Below are 14,514 nucleotides of genomic sequence, written 5' to 3'. Positions count from 1 at the left end.
TGCCGCAACAGCGTCCTATGCGTCTCACCGCTGAGTGAGTGCCGAGCACCGCTAGGCCACAGTCCTTTAGCCGACAAGACAACCTGTCCGTACACCCTTACAGGCCGCGATACGCCATATGCGCATTGCCGCGGACGAGGGCCCGGTGTCGCGCAAGAGAATCTCCGGCGCGATCCGGGATGGGATAAGGCGGGGCCATCGAGAGGGAGACGGCCCCGGCCGGCGCCGGGTTTGGCGGTCGGCAAGGTCACTATAGCCGGCGGGTCTGCCGGCGCCAGCGCCACCGTTCGGCATTGCGCGGCCGTTCCAGCGTTTTCTTCACGCGGCGGTAAACGTTGCCGCTTATTGCGCGCTGCGTCCCAGATAATCGTCCCAGTCTTTCCACACCGGCTGCAGCCCGGCATTGCTGATGGCCTCGGCGACCTGCTGCGGCGAGCGGCCGTCGTGCGGCTCGAACTGTTCCAACTCCGGCGGTACGTCGTCGGCATAGCCGCCGGGCTGCGTCTTGGATCCGGCGCTGACGCTGTTGATCGCCACCGGGATCATATGATCGCGGAAGTACGGCGACTCACGCGTAGACAGCGACAGCTCAACGTCCGGCGCGAACAGCCGGAAGGCGCAGATCAGCTGCACCAGCTGAGGCTCGCTCATGATCGACGCCGGCTCAATGCCGCCGGCGCAGGGGCGCAGACGCGGGAACGAGATCGAGTAGCGGCTCTGCCAGTAAGTTTGCTGCAGGTAGAACAGATGTTCCGCCAGCAGGTAGCAGTCGGTGCGCCAACTGTTGGACAGGCCGATCAACGCGCCGAGGCCGATCTTGTCGATCCCGGCGCGCCCCAGGCGATCCGGCGTGGCCAGACGCCAATGGAAATCCTGCTTCTGGCCGCGCACATGGTGCTGCAGATAGGTGGCAGGATGGTAGGTTTCCTGATAGACCAGCACGCCGTCCAGGCCCAGCGTTTTCAGTTCGGCGTACTCGTCCTGCGCCAGCGGCTGCACTTCCATCATCAGCGAGCTGAAGTGGCGGCGGATCGCCGGAATGTGCTGACGGAAATAGTCCATGCCGACCTTGGTCTGATGCTCGCCGGTGACCAGCAACAGGTGTTCGAACCCCAGCGCCTTGATGGCTTCGCACTCGCGTGCGATCTCCGCCGCATCGAGCGTTTTGCGCTTGATGCGGTTGCTCATCGAAAAACCGCAATAGGTGCAGTCGTTGGCACACAGGTTAGAGAGGTACAGCGGCACATAGAAGCTGACGACGTTGCCGAAGCGCTGACGGGTCAGCTGCTGCGCGCGCTGCGCCAGCGGTTCCAGATACGGCGCGGCGGCGGGGGAGATCAGCGCCATAAAGTCGTCGCGCGTCAGCTTGTCGGTGTTCAACGCGCGTTCCACGTCGCGTGCGGTTTTGCCGTTGATGCGCAGCGTAATGTCGTCCCAATCCAGCTGTTGCCAGCGGCTACTGAAATCGTCGCCCATCACTGTGCCTCCTCTGGCTGGCTGAGGAAGGCGGTCAGCGGGCTTGAGGCGGCCGCACCGCGCTGGCTAGCGCCCAATCCGGCGCTGTGCGCCAGCTCGCCGGCCTCCAGCGCCAGGCGAAACGCCCGCGCCATTTGCACTGGGTCGCGCGCCACGGCGATGGCGGTATTCACCAGCACCGCGTCGGCGCCCAGTTCCATCGCTTCCAGCGCGTGGCTCGGCGCGCCGATGCCGGCGTCGACCACCACCGGCACCTTGGCCTGCTCGATGATGATCTCGAGGAAGTCACGGGTGCGCAGACCGCGGTTGGAGCCGATAGGGGCGCCGAGCGGCATCACCGCCGCGCAACCCACCTCTTCCAGCCGTTTGCACAGCACCGGATCGGCGCCGCAGTAGGGCAGCACCACAAAACCGTCTTTCACCAGCGTTTCCGCCGCCTTCAGCGTTTCTATCGGATCCGGCAGCAGGTATTTCACATCGGGATGGATCTCCAGCTTCACCCAGTGGGTGCCGAGCGCTTCACGCGCCAGCCGGGCGGCGAACACCGCTTCGGCGGCGGTTTTGGCGCCGGAGGTGTTGGGCAGCAGCCGGGCGCCCAACTGCTGCAGCGGCGCCAAAATGGCGTCGTTGCCGCCGCGCAGATCGACGCGCTTCATGGCCATGGTCACCAGCTGTGAGCCGGAGGCCGCCAGCGCCTCCAGCATTAACGCCGGGGTGGCGAACTTGCCGGTGCCGGTGAACAGGCGCGAGGTAAAAGTGGTATCGGCGATTTTCAGCATGTCAGCCTCCGGCGATCGCTTGAAACAGCAAAATGTCGTCACCGTCCTGCACCTGATGGTCGGCCCAGTCGGCGCGCGGGATGATGGTTTGATTGATTGCCAGCGCGGTGCCCGGCTGGTGGCGTTCCAGCTGGGTCAGCAGGGCGGCGACGCTGAGCGGCTGCGCCAGCTCCAGCGGTTGGTCGTTCAGACGGATCTTCATGCCGCGCCTCCGCATACCGGGCAGGCGCGGGCCTGGCTCAGTTGCAGCGTGCTCCAGCTCTGCTGCTTGCCGTCGAACAGCCGCAGTTTACCGCTGAGGGAGGAAGGCATGCCGGCCAACATTTTGATGGCCTCCAGCGCTTGCAGAGTACCGATCACGCCCACCACCGGGCCGAGCACCCCGGCGGTGCGGCAGTTGCGCTGCGGCTCTTCCTGATCCGGGTACAGGCAGGCGTAGCAGCCGTGCGCATAGGGCGGCTCGAGCACCAGCAGCTGGCCACTGAAACCGACCGCGCTGCCGCTGATCAGCGGCTTGGCGGCGGCGATGCAGGCGGCATTGACCTCATGACGGGTCGCCATATTGTCGCAGCAGTCCAGCACCAGATCGGCGCGGGCGACCGCGTCGCGCAGCGCTTGCCCCTGCAGCCGCTGCGCCAGCGGGATGGATTCCACCAACGGGTTCAGCGCCTGCAGATGGCGTTGCGCCAGCGCCGCCTTGCCGGTGGCGGTATCGGCGCTGCGGTAGAGGATCTGCCGCTGCAGGTTGGTGATGTGCAGCTGGTCGTCGTCGGCCAACAGCAGCGTGCCGACGCCGGCGGCGGCCAGATACAGCGAAGCCGGGGAACCGAGCCCGCCCAAACCGACGATCAGCACCGTAGCGCGCTTGAGCCTCTCCTGGCCTTCCGGGCCGACGTCCTCCAGCAGCAGCTGGCGGCTGTAGCGCAGGAATTCCTGATCGTTAAGCATCGTTCGGATCCTCGCCTTCGATCAGCCGCAGCAGCTCGGCCGTCGCCGCACGCCAGTCCGGCGCCTGGGTGATGGCGCTGACCACCGCCACGCTGCCGACGCCGCACGCCAGCACCGCCGGTACGCGATCGATGCTGATCCCGCCGATCGCCACCGTCGGGTAATCCGCCAGGCCGGCGATGTGGCGTTTCAACTCCGTCAGCCCCTGCGGCGCCGAAGGCATGTCTTTGGTTTGGGTGGGGAAGATGTGCCCCAACGCGATGTAGGACGGTTTCACCGCCAGCGCGCGCGCCAGCTCCGCGTCGTCATGGGTGGACACGCCCAGCCGCAGCCCGGCGCGGTGAATGGCCGCCAGATCGGTGGTATCGAGATCTTCCTGGCCCAGATGTACGCCGTAGGCGCCGTGCTTGATCGCCAGCCGCCAATAGTCGTTGATGAACAGCCGCGCTTGATAACGCTGGCCCAGTGCGATGGCGGCAGCGATGTCCTCTTCGACCTGCTCATCCGGCAGATCCTTGATGCGCAGCTGGATCGTGGTGACGCCGGCCTCCAGCAGACGAGCGATCCATTCCACGCTGTCGACGACCGGGTAAAGCCCCAGTTTGTGGGGCGTAGCCGGGAAGGGGGTCGTGATATCAGTCATTGCTTGTCTCCTCTTGCAGGGTGCCGGCGCTGTGATACAGCTCGCTGCCGCGGGCGCGGAACTCGGCGGACATTTTCTCCATGCCGGTCAGCTGCACTTCGATCGGCTTGGCGGCTTCCTGGGCGGCGGCGTAGTTGCGCACCTCCTGCGAAATCTTCATCGAGCAGAATTTCGGCCCGCACATCGAGCAGAAGTGGGCGACCTTGCCGGATTCCTGCGGCAGGGTTTCGTCGTGATAGGCGCGCGCGGTGGCCGGATCGAGCGCCAGATTGAACTGATCTTCCCAGCGGAATTCGAAACGTGCCTTGGACATGGCGTTATCGCGGATCTGCGCGCCCGGATGGCCTTTGGCCAGATCGGCGGCGTGAGCGGCGATCTTGTAGGTGATCAGGCCCTGCTTGACGTCTTCTTTGTTCGGCAGGCCGAGGTGTTCTTTCGGCGTGACGTAACACAGCATGGCGCAGCCGAACCAGCCGATCATTGCCGCGCCGATGCCGGAGGTGAAATGGTCATAGCCCGGGGCGATATCGGTGGTCAGCGGGCCGAGGGTGTAGAACGGCGCTTCGTGGCAGTGTTCCAGTTCTTCGGTCATGTTGCGGCGGATCATCTGCATTGGCACGTGGCCCGGGCCTTCGATCATCACCTGCACGTCGTATTCCCAGGCGATTTTGGTCAGCTCGCCCAGTGTATGCAGCTCGGCGAACTGGGCTTCGTCGTTGGCGTCCTGAATCGAGCCGGGGCGCAGGCCGTCGCCGAGCGACAGCGAAACGTCGTAGGCGGCGCAGATCTCGCAGATTTCACGGAAATGCTGATAGAGGAAGTTTTCCTGATGGTGCGACAGACACCATTTGGCCATGATTGAGCCGCCGCGCGACACGATGCCGGTCAGGCGTTTGGCGGTCATCGGCACGTAGCGCAGCAGCACGCCGGCGTGGATGGTGAAGTAATCGACCCCTTGCTCCGCCTGTTCCAGCAGCGTATCGCGGAACATCGCCCAGGTGAGGTTTTCCGCTACGCCGTTGACCTTCTCCAGCGCCTGGTAGATCGGCACGGTGCCGATGGGCACCGGGCTGTTGCGCAGGATCCACTCGCGGGTTTCGTGAATATAGCGGCCGGTAGAGAGATCCATCACGGTGTCCGCGCCCCAGCGGGTGGACCACACCAGCTTCTCCACCTCTTCTTCGATCGACGACGTGACCGCCGAGTTGCCGATATTGGCATTCACCTTCACCAGGAAATTGCGGCCGATGATCATCGGCTCCGCCTCCGGATGGTTGATGTTGGCGGGAATGATGGCGCGGCCGGCGGCCACTTCCTGACGCACGAACTCCGGCGTGATGTTGTCCGGCAGGTTGGCGCCCCAGCTTTGGCCCGGATGCTGGTGGCGCAGCACCTCGCCGCGAATGCGCTCGCGCCCCATGTTTTCACGGATGGCGATGAACTCCATCTCTGGGGTGACGATACCGGCGCGGGCATAGTGCAGCTGGGTCACGCACTTGCCCGGCAGCGCCCTGCGCGGCAGCGGCAGATGTTCGAAGCGCAGGTGATCCAGTCCTTCGTCCGCCAGCCGCTGTTGGGTAAAGCCGGAACTGGCGCCGCTTAGGGTGGCGGTATCGCCGCGCGCGTCGATCCAGCCGGCGCGCAGCTTGGCCAGGCCGGCGTGCACGTCGAGCTCGGCCTGCGGATCGCCGTAGGGGCCGGCGGTGTCATACACCGGGATCGCCTCGTTGGGTTCATACTGTGGGTTGTCTTTGCTGCCGCCGAGCAGGGTCGGGCTGAGCTGAATTTCGCGCATCGGCACCTGGATATCGCTGCGCGAGCCCTGGAGATAGATGCGGCGTGAGTTCGGGAAAGCCATGCCTTGCAGGGTGTCGATAAACTGCTGGGCGGCTTCGCGTTGCGCTTTACGGGCGCGCGGTGGATTAACGTTAGACATAGCAAGTTCCTACCAGTGTGTTGGGTTGGGAAAGTTGCTTGTCTGGAGCTCGGAGGGAGTAATGATGGTGGCCGATAAGGCAGGGCGCCCGCAAGGGGAAGGCCGTGCCTGTGGCGATAGATTACTCTTGTTCCCTTCGCGGGTATTAACCCGATCAGGTTCCGCGGATCCCGAATTAACGGTCTCAGCCTGGCTGATTCGATGAACAAATCAGGCGCTAGGCACTCCGACAAGATGCCCCCCAGTATAGGAGGGATAAGAAAAAAAACTATAAAATTTTAACGTGCGGGATCCAGCGCCTGGTCCGGCAGCGGTTGCTGCGCGGCCTCCGCTTCCAGCTGGATCAGCTTATCTTCCAGCGCAAAGCGCGCCGCCAGCGTTTCGCCGATATCCGACAAGGCCTGGTGGAATTCCAGACAAACCTCCTGATCGATATCCACTTCGGTATAGCGATCGTGGAACGCCATGATCTGTTCGGTATTGGCCCACAGCTTGGGGTAGATGTTCACCGCCAGCGACATTTTCGGACTGGCTGCGCCTTCCACTTGTTTGATAATTCTGTCATAGATATGAAAATGCCCTGCGGAGAGGTAATCCACCAGGTTGTGGCAAAAGTTCTCCAGCGCTTTTTCATTCAGCGGCGTATGCTTTTCTTTATTCGGTTTGAGGCCTACCAGCGTGCAGTAGGCGACCAGCAACTGTTTGCGGGCCTGAAGCCATTGATCAACTAATTCATTACTACCGCCAACGCGCTGAGTCAGCCTTTCCAAACGGTTGAGCATGTTTGACTCCGTGTAAGTAATAAAAGTAACCGGTAAGTTATTAAAATGTAACAAAGCCGATTTGTAGAGTGCCAGTGAAGCTGAGGTTGTGCAACAACGATATGGAACTTGCATTAACGGGCAATGAAAACGGCTGGTGGATCGTCAGCCATGAAAGCAAACTTTGGTTACCGAACGGTGAATTGCCGTCGGGGACGGCCGCCGCCCTCGGGCTGCAGGGCCACATGGCGCGCACCATCGGTGAATGGGAGGGCGCGCCGGTTTGGCTGGTGCGCCAGGCGATGCCGCGGGAGATGGGATCGGTGCGTCAGCTGTTGGAGCAGGATCGCGGTCTGTTCCAGCTTGCCGGGCGCGGCGTGCAGCTGGCGGATTTCTACCGCTCTCATCGCTACTGCGGCTATTGCGGCCATGAAATGCACCTCAGCCGCACCGAAAGCGCCTGTCTGTGCGGCCACTGCAAAGAGCGGTACTACCCGCAGATTGCACCCTGCGTGATCGTCGCCATTCGGCGTGACGATCAGATCCTGCTGGCGCAACACGTGCGCCATCGTGGTGGCATCCACACGGTGCTGGCCGGCTTCGTCGAAGTGGGCGAAACGCTGGAGCAGGCGGTGGCGCGCGAAGTGATGGAAGAGAGCAATATTGAAATCAAGAACCTGCGCTACGTCACTTCACAACCGTGGCCGTTCCCGCACTCGCTGATGATGGCCTTTATGGCCGATTACCATCAGGGTGACATTCGCCACGATCCCAAGGAGCTGCTCAACGCCGGTTGGTATCGCTACGACCAGCTGCCGCTGTTGCCGCCGCCCGGCACCGTGGCGCGCCGGTTGATTGAGGACACCGTGGCGCTGTGCCGGGCAGAATAATGTACAATGGCCGGCAGATTATTAAGGGAGCCCCATAAATGACTGAGTTGAAGAACGATCGCTACCTGCGCGCGCTGTTGCGCCAGCCGGTGGATGTGACCCCCGTATGGATGATGCGCCAGGCCGGTCGTTATTTACCGGAGTACAAGGCGACCCGCGCCCAGGCCGGTGATTTCATGTCGCTGTGCAAGAACGCGGAGCTGGCCTGCGAGGTCACGCTGCAGCCGCTGCGCCGCTATGCGCTGGACGCCGCCATCCTGTTCTCCGACATTCTCACCATTCCCGACGCCATGGGGCTCGGCCTGTACTTTGAAGCTGGCGAAGGCCCGCGTTTCAGCTCCCCCGTGACCTGCCGCGCCGACGTCGACAAGCTGCCGGTGTTCGATCCGGAAGTGGAGTTGGGCTATGTGATGAACGCGGTGCGCACCATTCGCCGCGAGCTGAAGGGCGAAGTGCCGCTGATCGGCTTCTCCGGCAGCCCGTGGACGCTGGCGACTTATATGGTCGAAGGCGGCAGCAGCAAAGCCTTCACCAAGCTGAAGAAGATGATGTATGCCGAACCGGCCACGCTGCACCTGTTGCTGGACAAGCTGGCGGACAGCGTGATCCTGTACCTCAATGCCCAGATTAAAGCCGGCGCGCAGTCGGTGATGGTGTTCGACACCTGGGGCGGCGTACTGACCGGGCGCGATTATCGCGAGTTCTCTTTGCACTACATGCACAAGATCGTCGACGGGCTGCTGCGTGAAAACGACGGTCGCCGCGTGCCGGTGACGCTGTTCACCAAAGGCGGCGGGCAGTGGCTGGAGGCGATGGCCGCCACCGGCTGCGATGCGCTGGGGCTGGATTGGACCACCGACATCGCCGACGCGCGTCGGCGCGTGGGCGACAAAGTGGCGCTGCAGGGCAATATGGATCCGTCGATGCTGTATGCCTCCCCGGCGCGCATCGCGGAAGAAGTGGAGACCATTCTGGCCGGTTTCGGCCACGGCAACGGCCATGTGTTCAACCTGGGCCACGGCATCCATCAGGATGTGCCGCCGGAGCACGCCGGCGCCTTCGTCGAGGCGGTACACGCGCACTCGGCGAAATACCACCGTTAAGGATCCGATGTGACCGATATGGCGGCCCTGCGCGCCGAACAGCTGCGGCGCGCGGCTGAAGTCATTCGCTACGACGATCTGCCGGCCGAACCGCCGGCTTTCATCGCCGGTGCCGACGTGGGCTTCGAACAAGAGGGGGCGGTGACACGCGCTGCCATCGCCATCCTGCGCTATCCGTCGCTGGAGCTGGTGGAGTATCAGGTGGCGCGCATCGCCACCGTCATGCCCTACATCCCGGGCTTCCTGTCGTTTCGCGAATATCCGGCGCTGTTGGCCGCCTGGGGGCTGCTGCAGCAGAAACCGGGGCTGATCTTCGTCGATGGGCATGGCATTTCGCATCCGCGGCGTCTCGGCGTCGCCAGCCATTTCGGTCTGCTGGTCGATGTGCCGACTATCGGCGTGGCCAAGAAGCGCCTGTGCGGCAAATTTGCGCCGCTGGACGCCGCCGTCGGCGCGCTGGCGCCGTTGGAAGATAAGGGTGAACAGCTGGGCTGGGTGTGGCGCAGCAAGGCGCGTTGCAACCCGCTGTTCATCTCTACCGGGCATCGCGTGGGCGCCGACAGCGCGCTGGCGTGGGTGCAACGCTGTATGGCGGGCTACCGTTTACCGGAGCCGACCCGCTGGGCCGACGCCATCGCATCGCGTCGTCCGGCGTTTCAGCGGTGGTTGCAGCAGCATCCGGAGGTGTCGCCATGAGCGATTTCGGGTACACTGCGCCGCAGATAACGCGTAAGAGAGTAAAGCATGCTACGTAACCCGATTCATTTACGCCTGGAACGGCTCGAGGCCTGGCAACATTTGACCTTTATGGCCAGTTTGTGCGAGCGTATGTACCCGAATTACCAGATGTTCTGCAAACAGACCGAGTTCGGCGATCCGGCGGTTTATCGCCGCATTCTGGATTTGGTGTGGGAAACGCTGGTAGTGAAGGATGCCAAGGTCAACTTCGACAGCCAGCTCGAGAAGTTGGAAGAGGCGATTCCGTCGGCGGAAGATTACGATCTTTACGGCGTTTACCCGGCAATTGATGCCTGTATCGCATTAGGGGAACTGATCCATTCGCGGCTCGGCGGGGAGACGCTGGAGCACGCCATCGCCATCAGCGAAACATCGATTCGCACCGTGGCGATGTTGGAAATGACCCAAGCCGGTAAGGAAATGACCGACGAAGAGTTGGAAAGTTTGCCTGCGGTAGAGGAAGAATGGGACATTCAATGGGAAATTTTCCGCCTGTTGGACGCCTGTGAAGAGCGCGATATAGACCTGATCAAGGGGCTGCGATCCGACCTGCGAGAGGCGGGTGTCAGCAACATCGGGATAAATTTAGCGCAATAAGGCAACAAAACGTGATTTAACGCCTGATTTGTCATGCCTTAAGGCTTCACATCCGCACCCTGTCTGGTCTACATTTGGGGGGCGTAAAAAAAGTGGCTATCGGTGCGTGTATGCAGGAGAGTGCTGTCAATCGGCATATCCGTCGCACTCGATGCTTTGCAAACGATAAACACACTGTAAGGATAACTTATGAACAAGACTCAACTGATTGATGTAATCGCGGACAAGGCTGACCTTTCCAAAGCACAAGCTAAACTGGCTCTGGAATCCACCCTGGCTGCTATTACTGAGTCTCTGAAAGAAGGTGATGCAGTACAATTGGTTGGCTTCGGTACTTTCAAAGTAAACCATCGTAGCGAGCGCACTGGCCGCAACCCGCAGACTGGCAAAGAAATCAAAATCGCAGCAGCCAACGTGCCTGCGTTCGTTTCTGGCAAAGCACTGAAAGACGCTGTTAAATAAGACCGCGCCTCGGTGAAAAGATTAAACAGAGGGGCGATGGCGCCCCTTTTGTTTACTCGTCGGGCGCTCATGGTCGTTGGCATCGCCGTCGGCCTGAGCGCTTGCAGTTCCCATTCCGATATTCCCAGCTTTACCGCCAGCGGCTTCGTGGCCGATCAGGGCGTGATACGCCTGTGGCGTAAAGACGATGAGCAACATCGTCCGCAGGTGTTGGTCAGCGTCTACAGCCCATACCGCGGTCCGGGTACCATCACCACGCTATACACCTATCAGGGCGACGTGCTGCGCCAAATCAAACGTAACGACGCCGATGGCGATCGCGACTCTATTCAACTGCGCTTTGCCGACGACGGCACGGTGAGCTTTATGCAGCGCCAGCTGGCGACACGCCGCGAACCGCTGACCCGCGATGAAATCGCCCTGTACCAATATCAGGCGCGGCGGATCCTCGAAGTGAGCAATGCGCTGCGCGCCGGCAAGGTGAAATTGCTGCAGGGGCATTGGATGCAGGGCGAGGTGCAAACCTGCGACGGCCAACGCATGAAACCGGGGCTGGATGCCGCCTCCATCGTCTGGATCGAGAAGCGTGCCCGCAGCAGCAGCCGGTCGGTGAGCGTTGCCTGGCTGGAAGCGCCCGAAGGCAGCGAACTGCTGCTGGTGGCGAACGACGACTTCTGCAGCTGGGAACCGAAAGAAGACCAGCTATAAAAAAGGCCCCGCGCTGCGGAGCCTCTCGTCATGACCTTATACGGTCAAATCACTTGCCGCGCGCAATCGCGCGATAACCGATGTCTTTGCGGCAGAAGCTGCCCGGCCACTCAATGCCTTCGGCCAGCTGGTAGGCACGTTGCTGCGCCTGCGCCACGGTGTCGCCCAGCGCGGTTACGCACAGCACGCGGCCGCCGCTGGTGACGACGTCATTGCCCTGCAGGCGTGTACCGGCATGGAAGACCTTACCGTCGGCGCTTTCCTGTTGCGGCAGCCCCTGGATCACCTCGCCGTTGCGATAGTCGCCAGGATAACCGCCGGCCGCCAGCACCACGCCGAGCGCAGGGCGTTCGTCCCAGTCAGAGCTTTTCTCGTTCAGGCGGCCTTCGGCACCCGCCAGGCACAGTTCCACCAGATCGGAGCGCAGGCGCAGCATGATGGGCTGGGTTTCCGGATCGCCAAAACGGCAGTTGAATTCGATCACCTTCGGCTGGCCGTCGGCGGCGATCATCAGGCCGGCGTACAGGAAGCCGACGTAGGTGTTGCCTTCCGCCGCCATGCCGCGCACCGTCGGCCAGATCACCTGGTCCATGGCGCGCCGGTGGATTTCGTCGGTCACGACCGGCGCCGGGGAGTAGGCCCCCATGCCGCCGGTGTTCGGGCCGGTATCGCCGTCGCCGACGCGTTTGTGGTCCTGGCTGGTGGCCATCGGCACCACGTTCTCGCCGTCGACCATCACGATGAAGCTGGCTTCTTCGCCGTCGAGGAACTCTTCCACCACGATGCGATGACCGGCGTCGCCGAAGGCGTTGCCGGCCAGCATGTCACGCACGGCTTCTTCCGCTTCCTGCAGCGTCATCGCGACGATCACGCCTTTACCGGCTGCCAGGCCATCGGCCTTGATGACGATCGGCGCGCCTTTGCGGCGCACATAGGCCAGTGCCGGCTCCACCTCGGTGAAGTTTTCATATTCGGCGGTCGGGATGCGGTGGCGCGCCAGGAAATCCTTGGTGAAGGCTTTGGAGCCTTCGAGCTGCGCGGCGGCCTGCGACGGGCCGAAGATTTTCAGGCCGGCGGCCTGGAAGGCGTCGACCACGCCGATCACCAGCGGCGCCTCCGGCCCGACGATGGTCAGACCGATGTCATGGCTCTGGGCGAAAGCGACCAGAGCAGGGATGTCGGTGGCGGCGATCGCCACGTTTTCCAGATTGGCTTCTAGCGCGGTGCCGGCATTGCCCGGCGCAACGTAGACTTTGTCCGCCAGCGGAGACTGGGCGGCTTTCCAGGCCAGCGCGTGTTCGCGCCCGCCGTTGCCGATAATCAAAATGTTCATCAGGGGCTCCACGAATGGCGTGCGCCGGAGCGCACGCGGCAAAAGGAATTAATGGCGGAAGTGACGCATGTCGGTAAAGATCATGGCGATGCCGTGTTCGTTGGCGGCGGCGATCACTTCGTCGTCGCGGATAGAGCCGCCCGGCTGGATCACGCAGGTAATGCCGACCGCCGCCGCGGCATCGATGCCGTCGCGGAACGGGAAGAAGGCATCGGAGGCCATGGCAGACCCTTTCACTTCCAGCCCTTCATCGCCCGCTTTGATGCCGGCGATCTTGGCGGAGTAAACGCGGCTCATCTGGCCGGCGCCTATGCCGATGGTCATGTTGTCACGTGCATAAACGATGGCGTTGGATTTTACGAACTTGGCCACTTTCCAGCAGAACAGCGCGTCGCGCAGTTCCTGCTCGGTCGGCTGGCGCTCGGATACCACACGCAGATCGGCGGCGGTCACCATGCCCAGATCGCGATCCTGCACCAGCAGGCCGCCGTTGACGCGCTTGAAGTCCAGCCCCGCCACGCGTTGCTGCCACTGGCCGCAGGCCAGCACGCGCACGTTCTGCTTGGCGGCCAGCAGGGAGCGCGCTTCCTGGGTGACGTTTGGCGCGATGATCACTTCCACGAACTGGCGGCTGATGATCGCCTGCGCGGTGGCGGCATCCAGCTCGCGGTTAAAGGCGATGATGCCGCCAAAGGCGGAGGTCGGGTCGGTTTGGTAAGCGCGCTCGTAGGCGGCCAGGATGTCGTCGCCGATCGCCACGCCGCAAGGGTTGGCGTGTTTGACGATCACGCAGGCCGGCTCGGCGAACTCTTTCACACATTCCAGCGCGGCGTCGGTATCGGCGATGTTATTATAAGACAGCGCCTTGCCCTGCAGCTGCTCGGCGGTCGCGACGGACGCTTCCTTTACCTCTTCTTCTATATAGAAGGCGGCCTGCTGGTGGCTGTTCTCACCGTAGCGCATATCCTGCTTCTTGATGTAGTTGAGGTTCAGGGTACGCGGGAAGCGGCCGGACGGCTGTTCGGTCTCGCCATGGTATGCCGGCACCAGAGTGCCGAAGTAGTTGGCGATCATGCTGTCGTAGGCGGCGGTGTGCTCGAAGGCCTTGATGGCGAGATCGAAGCGGGTGGCATAGCGCAGCGAGCCGTCGTTGTTGTCCATCTCGGTAATGATGGCGGCGTAGTCGCTGCTCTTCACCACGATGGCAACGTCTTTATGGTTCTTGGCGGCGGAGCGCACCATGGTCGGGCCACCGATATCGATATTCTCGACCGCGTCTTCCAGCGAGCAATCCGGGCGCGCCACGGTTTGGGCGAACGGATACAGATTGACGACCACCATGTCGATAGGCTTGATGTCATGCTGATTCATGATGGCGTCGTCCTGGCCGCGGCGGCCGAGGATACCGCCGTGAACTTTCGGGTGCAGGGTCTTAACTCGTCCGTCCATCATTTCCGGGAAGCCGGTGTAGTCGGATACTTCGGTAACGGGCAGACCGGCGTCTGCCAGCAGGCGGGCGGTACCGCCGGTGGAGAGCAGTTCAACGCCGCGCTGGGAAAGCGCTTCGGCGAATTCAACGATACCGGCTTTGTCAGACACGCTGAGCAGGGCCCGGCGGATTGGACGAGGTTGTTGCATGGTTTTATCCCTTGGCTTTGAGTCGCAATTAAAGAGCGTTACGTGAATGTCCACCTCGTTCTCTCTATAAGGAAGGTTTTTTTGCCTTATAAAGGGAGGGTCAGGCACATATTCAGGTAACGCCCCCATAAAAAGGGGGATCGTTTCGTCGCGGGGAATTGTAGCGAAAACGTTTGCGTGGCGCTCGTAAATTTTCCGTGCAAATCGCATCTGTGGATAACACTGTGTGCAAGTGGGTATAAGGCGGGGTTTTGCTGTGGAATGCAGCGAACGATCGTTTTTGCTGAAAATACCTGTTGCGGCCTGCGAGGAACTCCCTATAATGCGCCTCCATCGACACGGAACATGTGAACAACTTCACAGAGTATCCGGGGGTCGCAGAGAAAAAATCCTGAAAATTAGGGTTGACTCTGAAAGAGGAAAGCGTAATATACGCCACCTCGAGTTAGCAAGCGAAAGCGCCTAACTCACTGCTCTTTAACAATTTATCAGACAATCTGTG

The 14,514-nt window shown here is 61.9% G+C and carries 15 protein-coding genes and 1 riboswitch; of the genes, 6 read left to right on the top strand and 9 right to left on the bottom strand.

What is annotated here, in order from left to right:
* Nucleotides 1–342: 342 nt before the first annotated feature.
* The 7 genes from thiH to ACJ8QI_RS24580 all read right to left on the bottom strand — a co-directional run bounded on the left by thiH (nt 343) and on the right by ACJ8QI_RS24580 (nt 6,564).
* Nucleotides 343–1,476 (bottom strand): 2-iminoacetate synthase ThiH, encoded by a 1,134-nt coding sequence (gene thiH, locus ACJ8QI_RS24610; RefSeq protein ID WP_442533197.1) that lies wholly within the window; start codon nt 1,474–1,476, stop codon nt 343–345.
* Nucleotides 1,476–2,255, bottom strand: a complete 780-nt coding sequence (locus ACJ8QI_RS24605; RefSeq protein WP_060441482.1) for a thiazole synthase — start codon at nt 2,253–2,255, stop codon at nt 1,476–1,478. Before ACJ8QI_RS24605 ends, thiH begins: the two co-directional genes overlap by 1 nt.
* A 1-nt stretch (nt 2,256) precedes the next feature.
* Nucleotides 2,257–2,457 carry a sulfur carrier protein ThiS gene (gene thiS, locus ACJ8QI_RS24600; RefSeq protein WP_016929423.1) on the bottom strand — a complete coding sequence of 67 codons (201 nt, stop codon included), beginning with the start codon at nt 2,455–2,457 and terminating at the stop codon, nt 2,257–2,259.
* On the bottom strand, nt 2,454–3,203 hold the full coding sequence (locus ACJ8QI_RS24595) for a HesA/MoeB/ThiF family protein (protein WP_049202137.1): 750 nt from the start codon (nt 3,201–3,203) through the stop codon (nt 2,454–2,456). The genes thiS and ACJ8QI_RS24595 overlap by 4 nt, the downstream gene beginning before the upstream one ends.
* Nucleotides 3,196–3,846, bottom strand: coding sequence for a thiamine phosphate synthase (gene thiE, locus ACJ8QI_RS24590; RefSeq protein WP_049273209.1), 651 nt, complete (start codon nt 3,844–3,846; stop codon nt 3,196–3,198). Before thiE ends, ACJ8QI_RS24595 begins: the two co-directional genes overlap by 8 nt.
* The gene (gene thiC / locus ACJ8QI_RS24585) at nt 3,839–5,782 is read right to left on the bottom strand and encodes a phosphomethylpyrimidine synthase ThiC (RefSeq protein ID WP_049202139.1); all 1,944 of its coding nucleotides are present in this window, start codon (nt 5,780–5,782) and stop codon (nt 3,839–3,841) included. The genes thiE and thiC overlap by 8 nt, the downstream gene beginning before the upstream one ends.
* Nucleotides 5,783–5,896: 114 nt before the next feature.
* Nucleotides 5,897–6,021, bottom strand: a riboswitch (TPP riboswitch).
* Nucleotides 6,022–6,060: 39 nt separating this feature from the next.
* Nucleotides 6,061–6,564 carry an Rsd/AlgQ family anti-sigma factor gene (locus ACJ8QI_RS24580; protein WP_048232444.1) on the bottom strand — a complete coding sequence of 168 codons (504 nt, stop codon included), beginning with the start codon at nt 6,562–6,564 and terminating at the stop codon, nt 6,061–6,063.
* Between the two features lie 101 nt (nt 6,565–6,665).
* On the opposite strand from ACJ8QI_RS24580, the gene nudC reads away from it, so the two are divergent.
* The 6 genes from nudC (at nt 6,666) to ACJ8QI_RS24550 (ending at nt 11,041) form a co-directional block, all read left to right on the top strand.
* Complete coding sequence (nudC, locus tag ACJ8QI_RS24575) at nt 6,666–7,433, top strand: NAD(+) diphosphatase (RefSeq protein WP_060441488.1); 768 nt, start codon at nt 6,666–6,668, stop codon at nt 7,431–7,433.
* A 38-nt stretch (nt 7,434–7,471) separates the two neighbouring features.
* The gene (gene hemE / locus ACJ8QI_RS24570) at nt 7,472–8,536 is read left to right on the top strand and encodes a uroporphyrinogen decarboxylase (RefSeq protein ID WP_033636735.1); all 1,065 of its coding nucleotides are present in this window, start codon (nt 7,472–7,474) and stop codon (nt 8,534–8,536) included.
* A 9-nt stretch (nt 8,537–8,545) separates the two neighbouring features.
* Nucleotides 8,546–9,232: a deoxyribonuclease V gene (nfi, locus tag ACJ8QI_RS24565; protein WP_197780191.1), complete on the top strand. Its 687-nt coding sequence runs from the start codon at nt 8,546–8,548 to the stop codon at nt 9,230–9,232.
* A gap of 48 nt (nt 9,233–9,280) precedes the next feature.
* Nucleotides 9,281–9,871, top strand: coding sequence for a YjaG family protein (locus tag ACJ8QI_RS24560; protein ID WP_025160203.1), 591 nt, complete (start codon nt 9,281–9,283; stop codon nt 9,869–9,871).
* A gap of 189 nt (nt 9,872–10,060) precedes the next feature.
* Entirely contained in the window at nt 10,061–10,333 is a 273-nt protein-coding gene (gene hupA / locus ACJ8QI_RS24555) for a nucleoid-associated protein HU-alpha (protein WP_004929874.1), read from the top strand.
* A gap of 36 nt (nt 10,334–10,369) precedes the next feature.
* Nucleotides 10,370–11,041 carry a DUF1481 domain-containing protein gene (locus tag ACJ8QI_RS24550; RefSeq protein WP_442533196.1) on the top strand — a complete coding sequence of 224 codons (672 nt, stop codon included), beginning with the start codon at nt 10,370–10,372 and terminating at the stop codon, nt 11,039–11,041.
* A 49-nt stretch (nt 11,042–11,090) separates the two neighbouring features.
* Here the strand turns inward: ACJ8QI_RS24550 and purD are convergent, their stop codons facing one another.
* Nucleotides 11,091–12,374, bottom strand: coding sequence for a phosphoribosylamine--glycine ligase (gene purD, locus ACJ8QI_RS24545; RefSeq protein ID WP_060425337.1), 1,284 nt, complete (start codon nt 12,372–12,374; stop codon nt 11,091–11,093).
* Between the two features lie 48 nt (nt 12,375–12,422).
* Nucleotides 12,423–14,012, bottom strand: coding sequence for a bifunctional phosphoribosylaminoimidazolecarboxamide formyltransferase/IMP cyclohydrolase (purH, locus tag ACJ8QI_RS24540; RefSeq protein ID WP_442533195.1), 1,590 nt, complete (start codon nt 14,010–14,012; stop codon nt 12,423–12,425).
* Nucleotides 14,013–14,514: the final 502 nt, after the last annotated feature.

The organism is Serratia sp. CY84636 (assembly GCF_052166245.1).
GTDB classification, from domain to species: domain Bacteria; phylum Pseudomonadota; class Gammaproteobacteria; order Enterobacterales; family Enterobacteriaceae; genus Serratia; species Serratia nevei.
Note: the sequence above shows the minus strand (reverse complement) of the source record. Positions and strands in the feature narration are given on the sequence as shown.

Bases quoted from the DNA above. Each gene is read 5' to 3' on its own strand.
- ACJ8QI_RS24580 (WP_048232444.1), bottom strand. From the start codon at position 6,564: ATGCTCAACCGTTTGGAAAGGCTGACTCAGCGCGTTGGCGGTAGTAAT.
- ACJ8QI_RS24550 (WP_442533196.1), top strand. From the start codon at position 10,370: ATGGCGCCCCTTTTGTTTACTCGTCGGGCGCTCATGGTCGTTGGCATC.
- hupA (WP_004929874.1), top strand. From the start codon at position 10,061: ATGAACAAGACTCAACTGATTGATGTAATCGCGGACAAGGCTGACCTT.
- nudC (WP_060441488.1), top strand. From the start codon at position 6,666: ATGGAACTTGCATTAACGGGCAATGAAAACGGCTGGTGGATCGTCAGC.
- thiC (WP_049202139.1), bottom strand. From the start codon at position 5,782: ATGTCTAACGTTAATCCACCGCGCGCCCGTAAAGCGCAACGCGAAGCC.
- hemE (WP_033636735.1), top strand. From the start codon at position 7,472: ATGACTGAGTTGAAGAACGATCGCTACCTGCGCGCGCTGTTGCGCCAG.
- thiS (WP_016929423.1), bottom strand. From the start codon at position 2,457: ATGAAGATCCGTCTGAACGACCAACCGCTGGAGCTGGCGCAGCCGCTC.
- purD (WP_060425337.1), bottom strand. From the start codon at position 12,374: ATGAACATTTTGATTATCGGCAACGGCGGGCGCGAACACGCGCTGGCC.
- ACJ8QI_RS24605 (WP_060441482.1), bottom strand. From the start codon at position 2,255: ATGCTGAAAATCGCCGATACCACTTTTACCTCGCGCCTGTTCACCGGC.
- thiE (WP_049273209.1), bottom strand. From the start codon at position 3,846: ATGACTGATATCACGACCCCCTTCCCGGCTACGCCCCACAAACTGGGG.
- ACJ8QI_RS24595 (WP_049202137.1), bottom strand. From the start codon at position 3,203: ATGCTTAACGATCAGGAATTCCTGCGCTACAGCCGCCAGCTGCTGCTG.
- thiH (WP_442533197.1), bottom strand. From the start codon at position 1,476: ATGGGCGACGATTTCAGTAGCCGCTGGCAACAGCTGGATTGGGACGAC.
- ACJ8QI_RS24560 (WP_025160203.1), top strand. From the start codon at position 9,281: ATGCTACGTAACCCGATTCATTTACGCCTGGAACGGCTCGAGGCCTGG.
- purH (WP_442533195.1), bottom strand. From the start codon at position 14,012: ATGCAACAACCTCGTCCAATCCGCCGGGCCCTGCTCAGCGTGTCTGAC.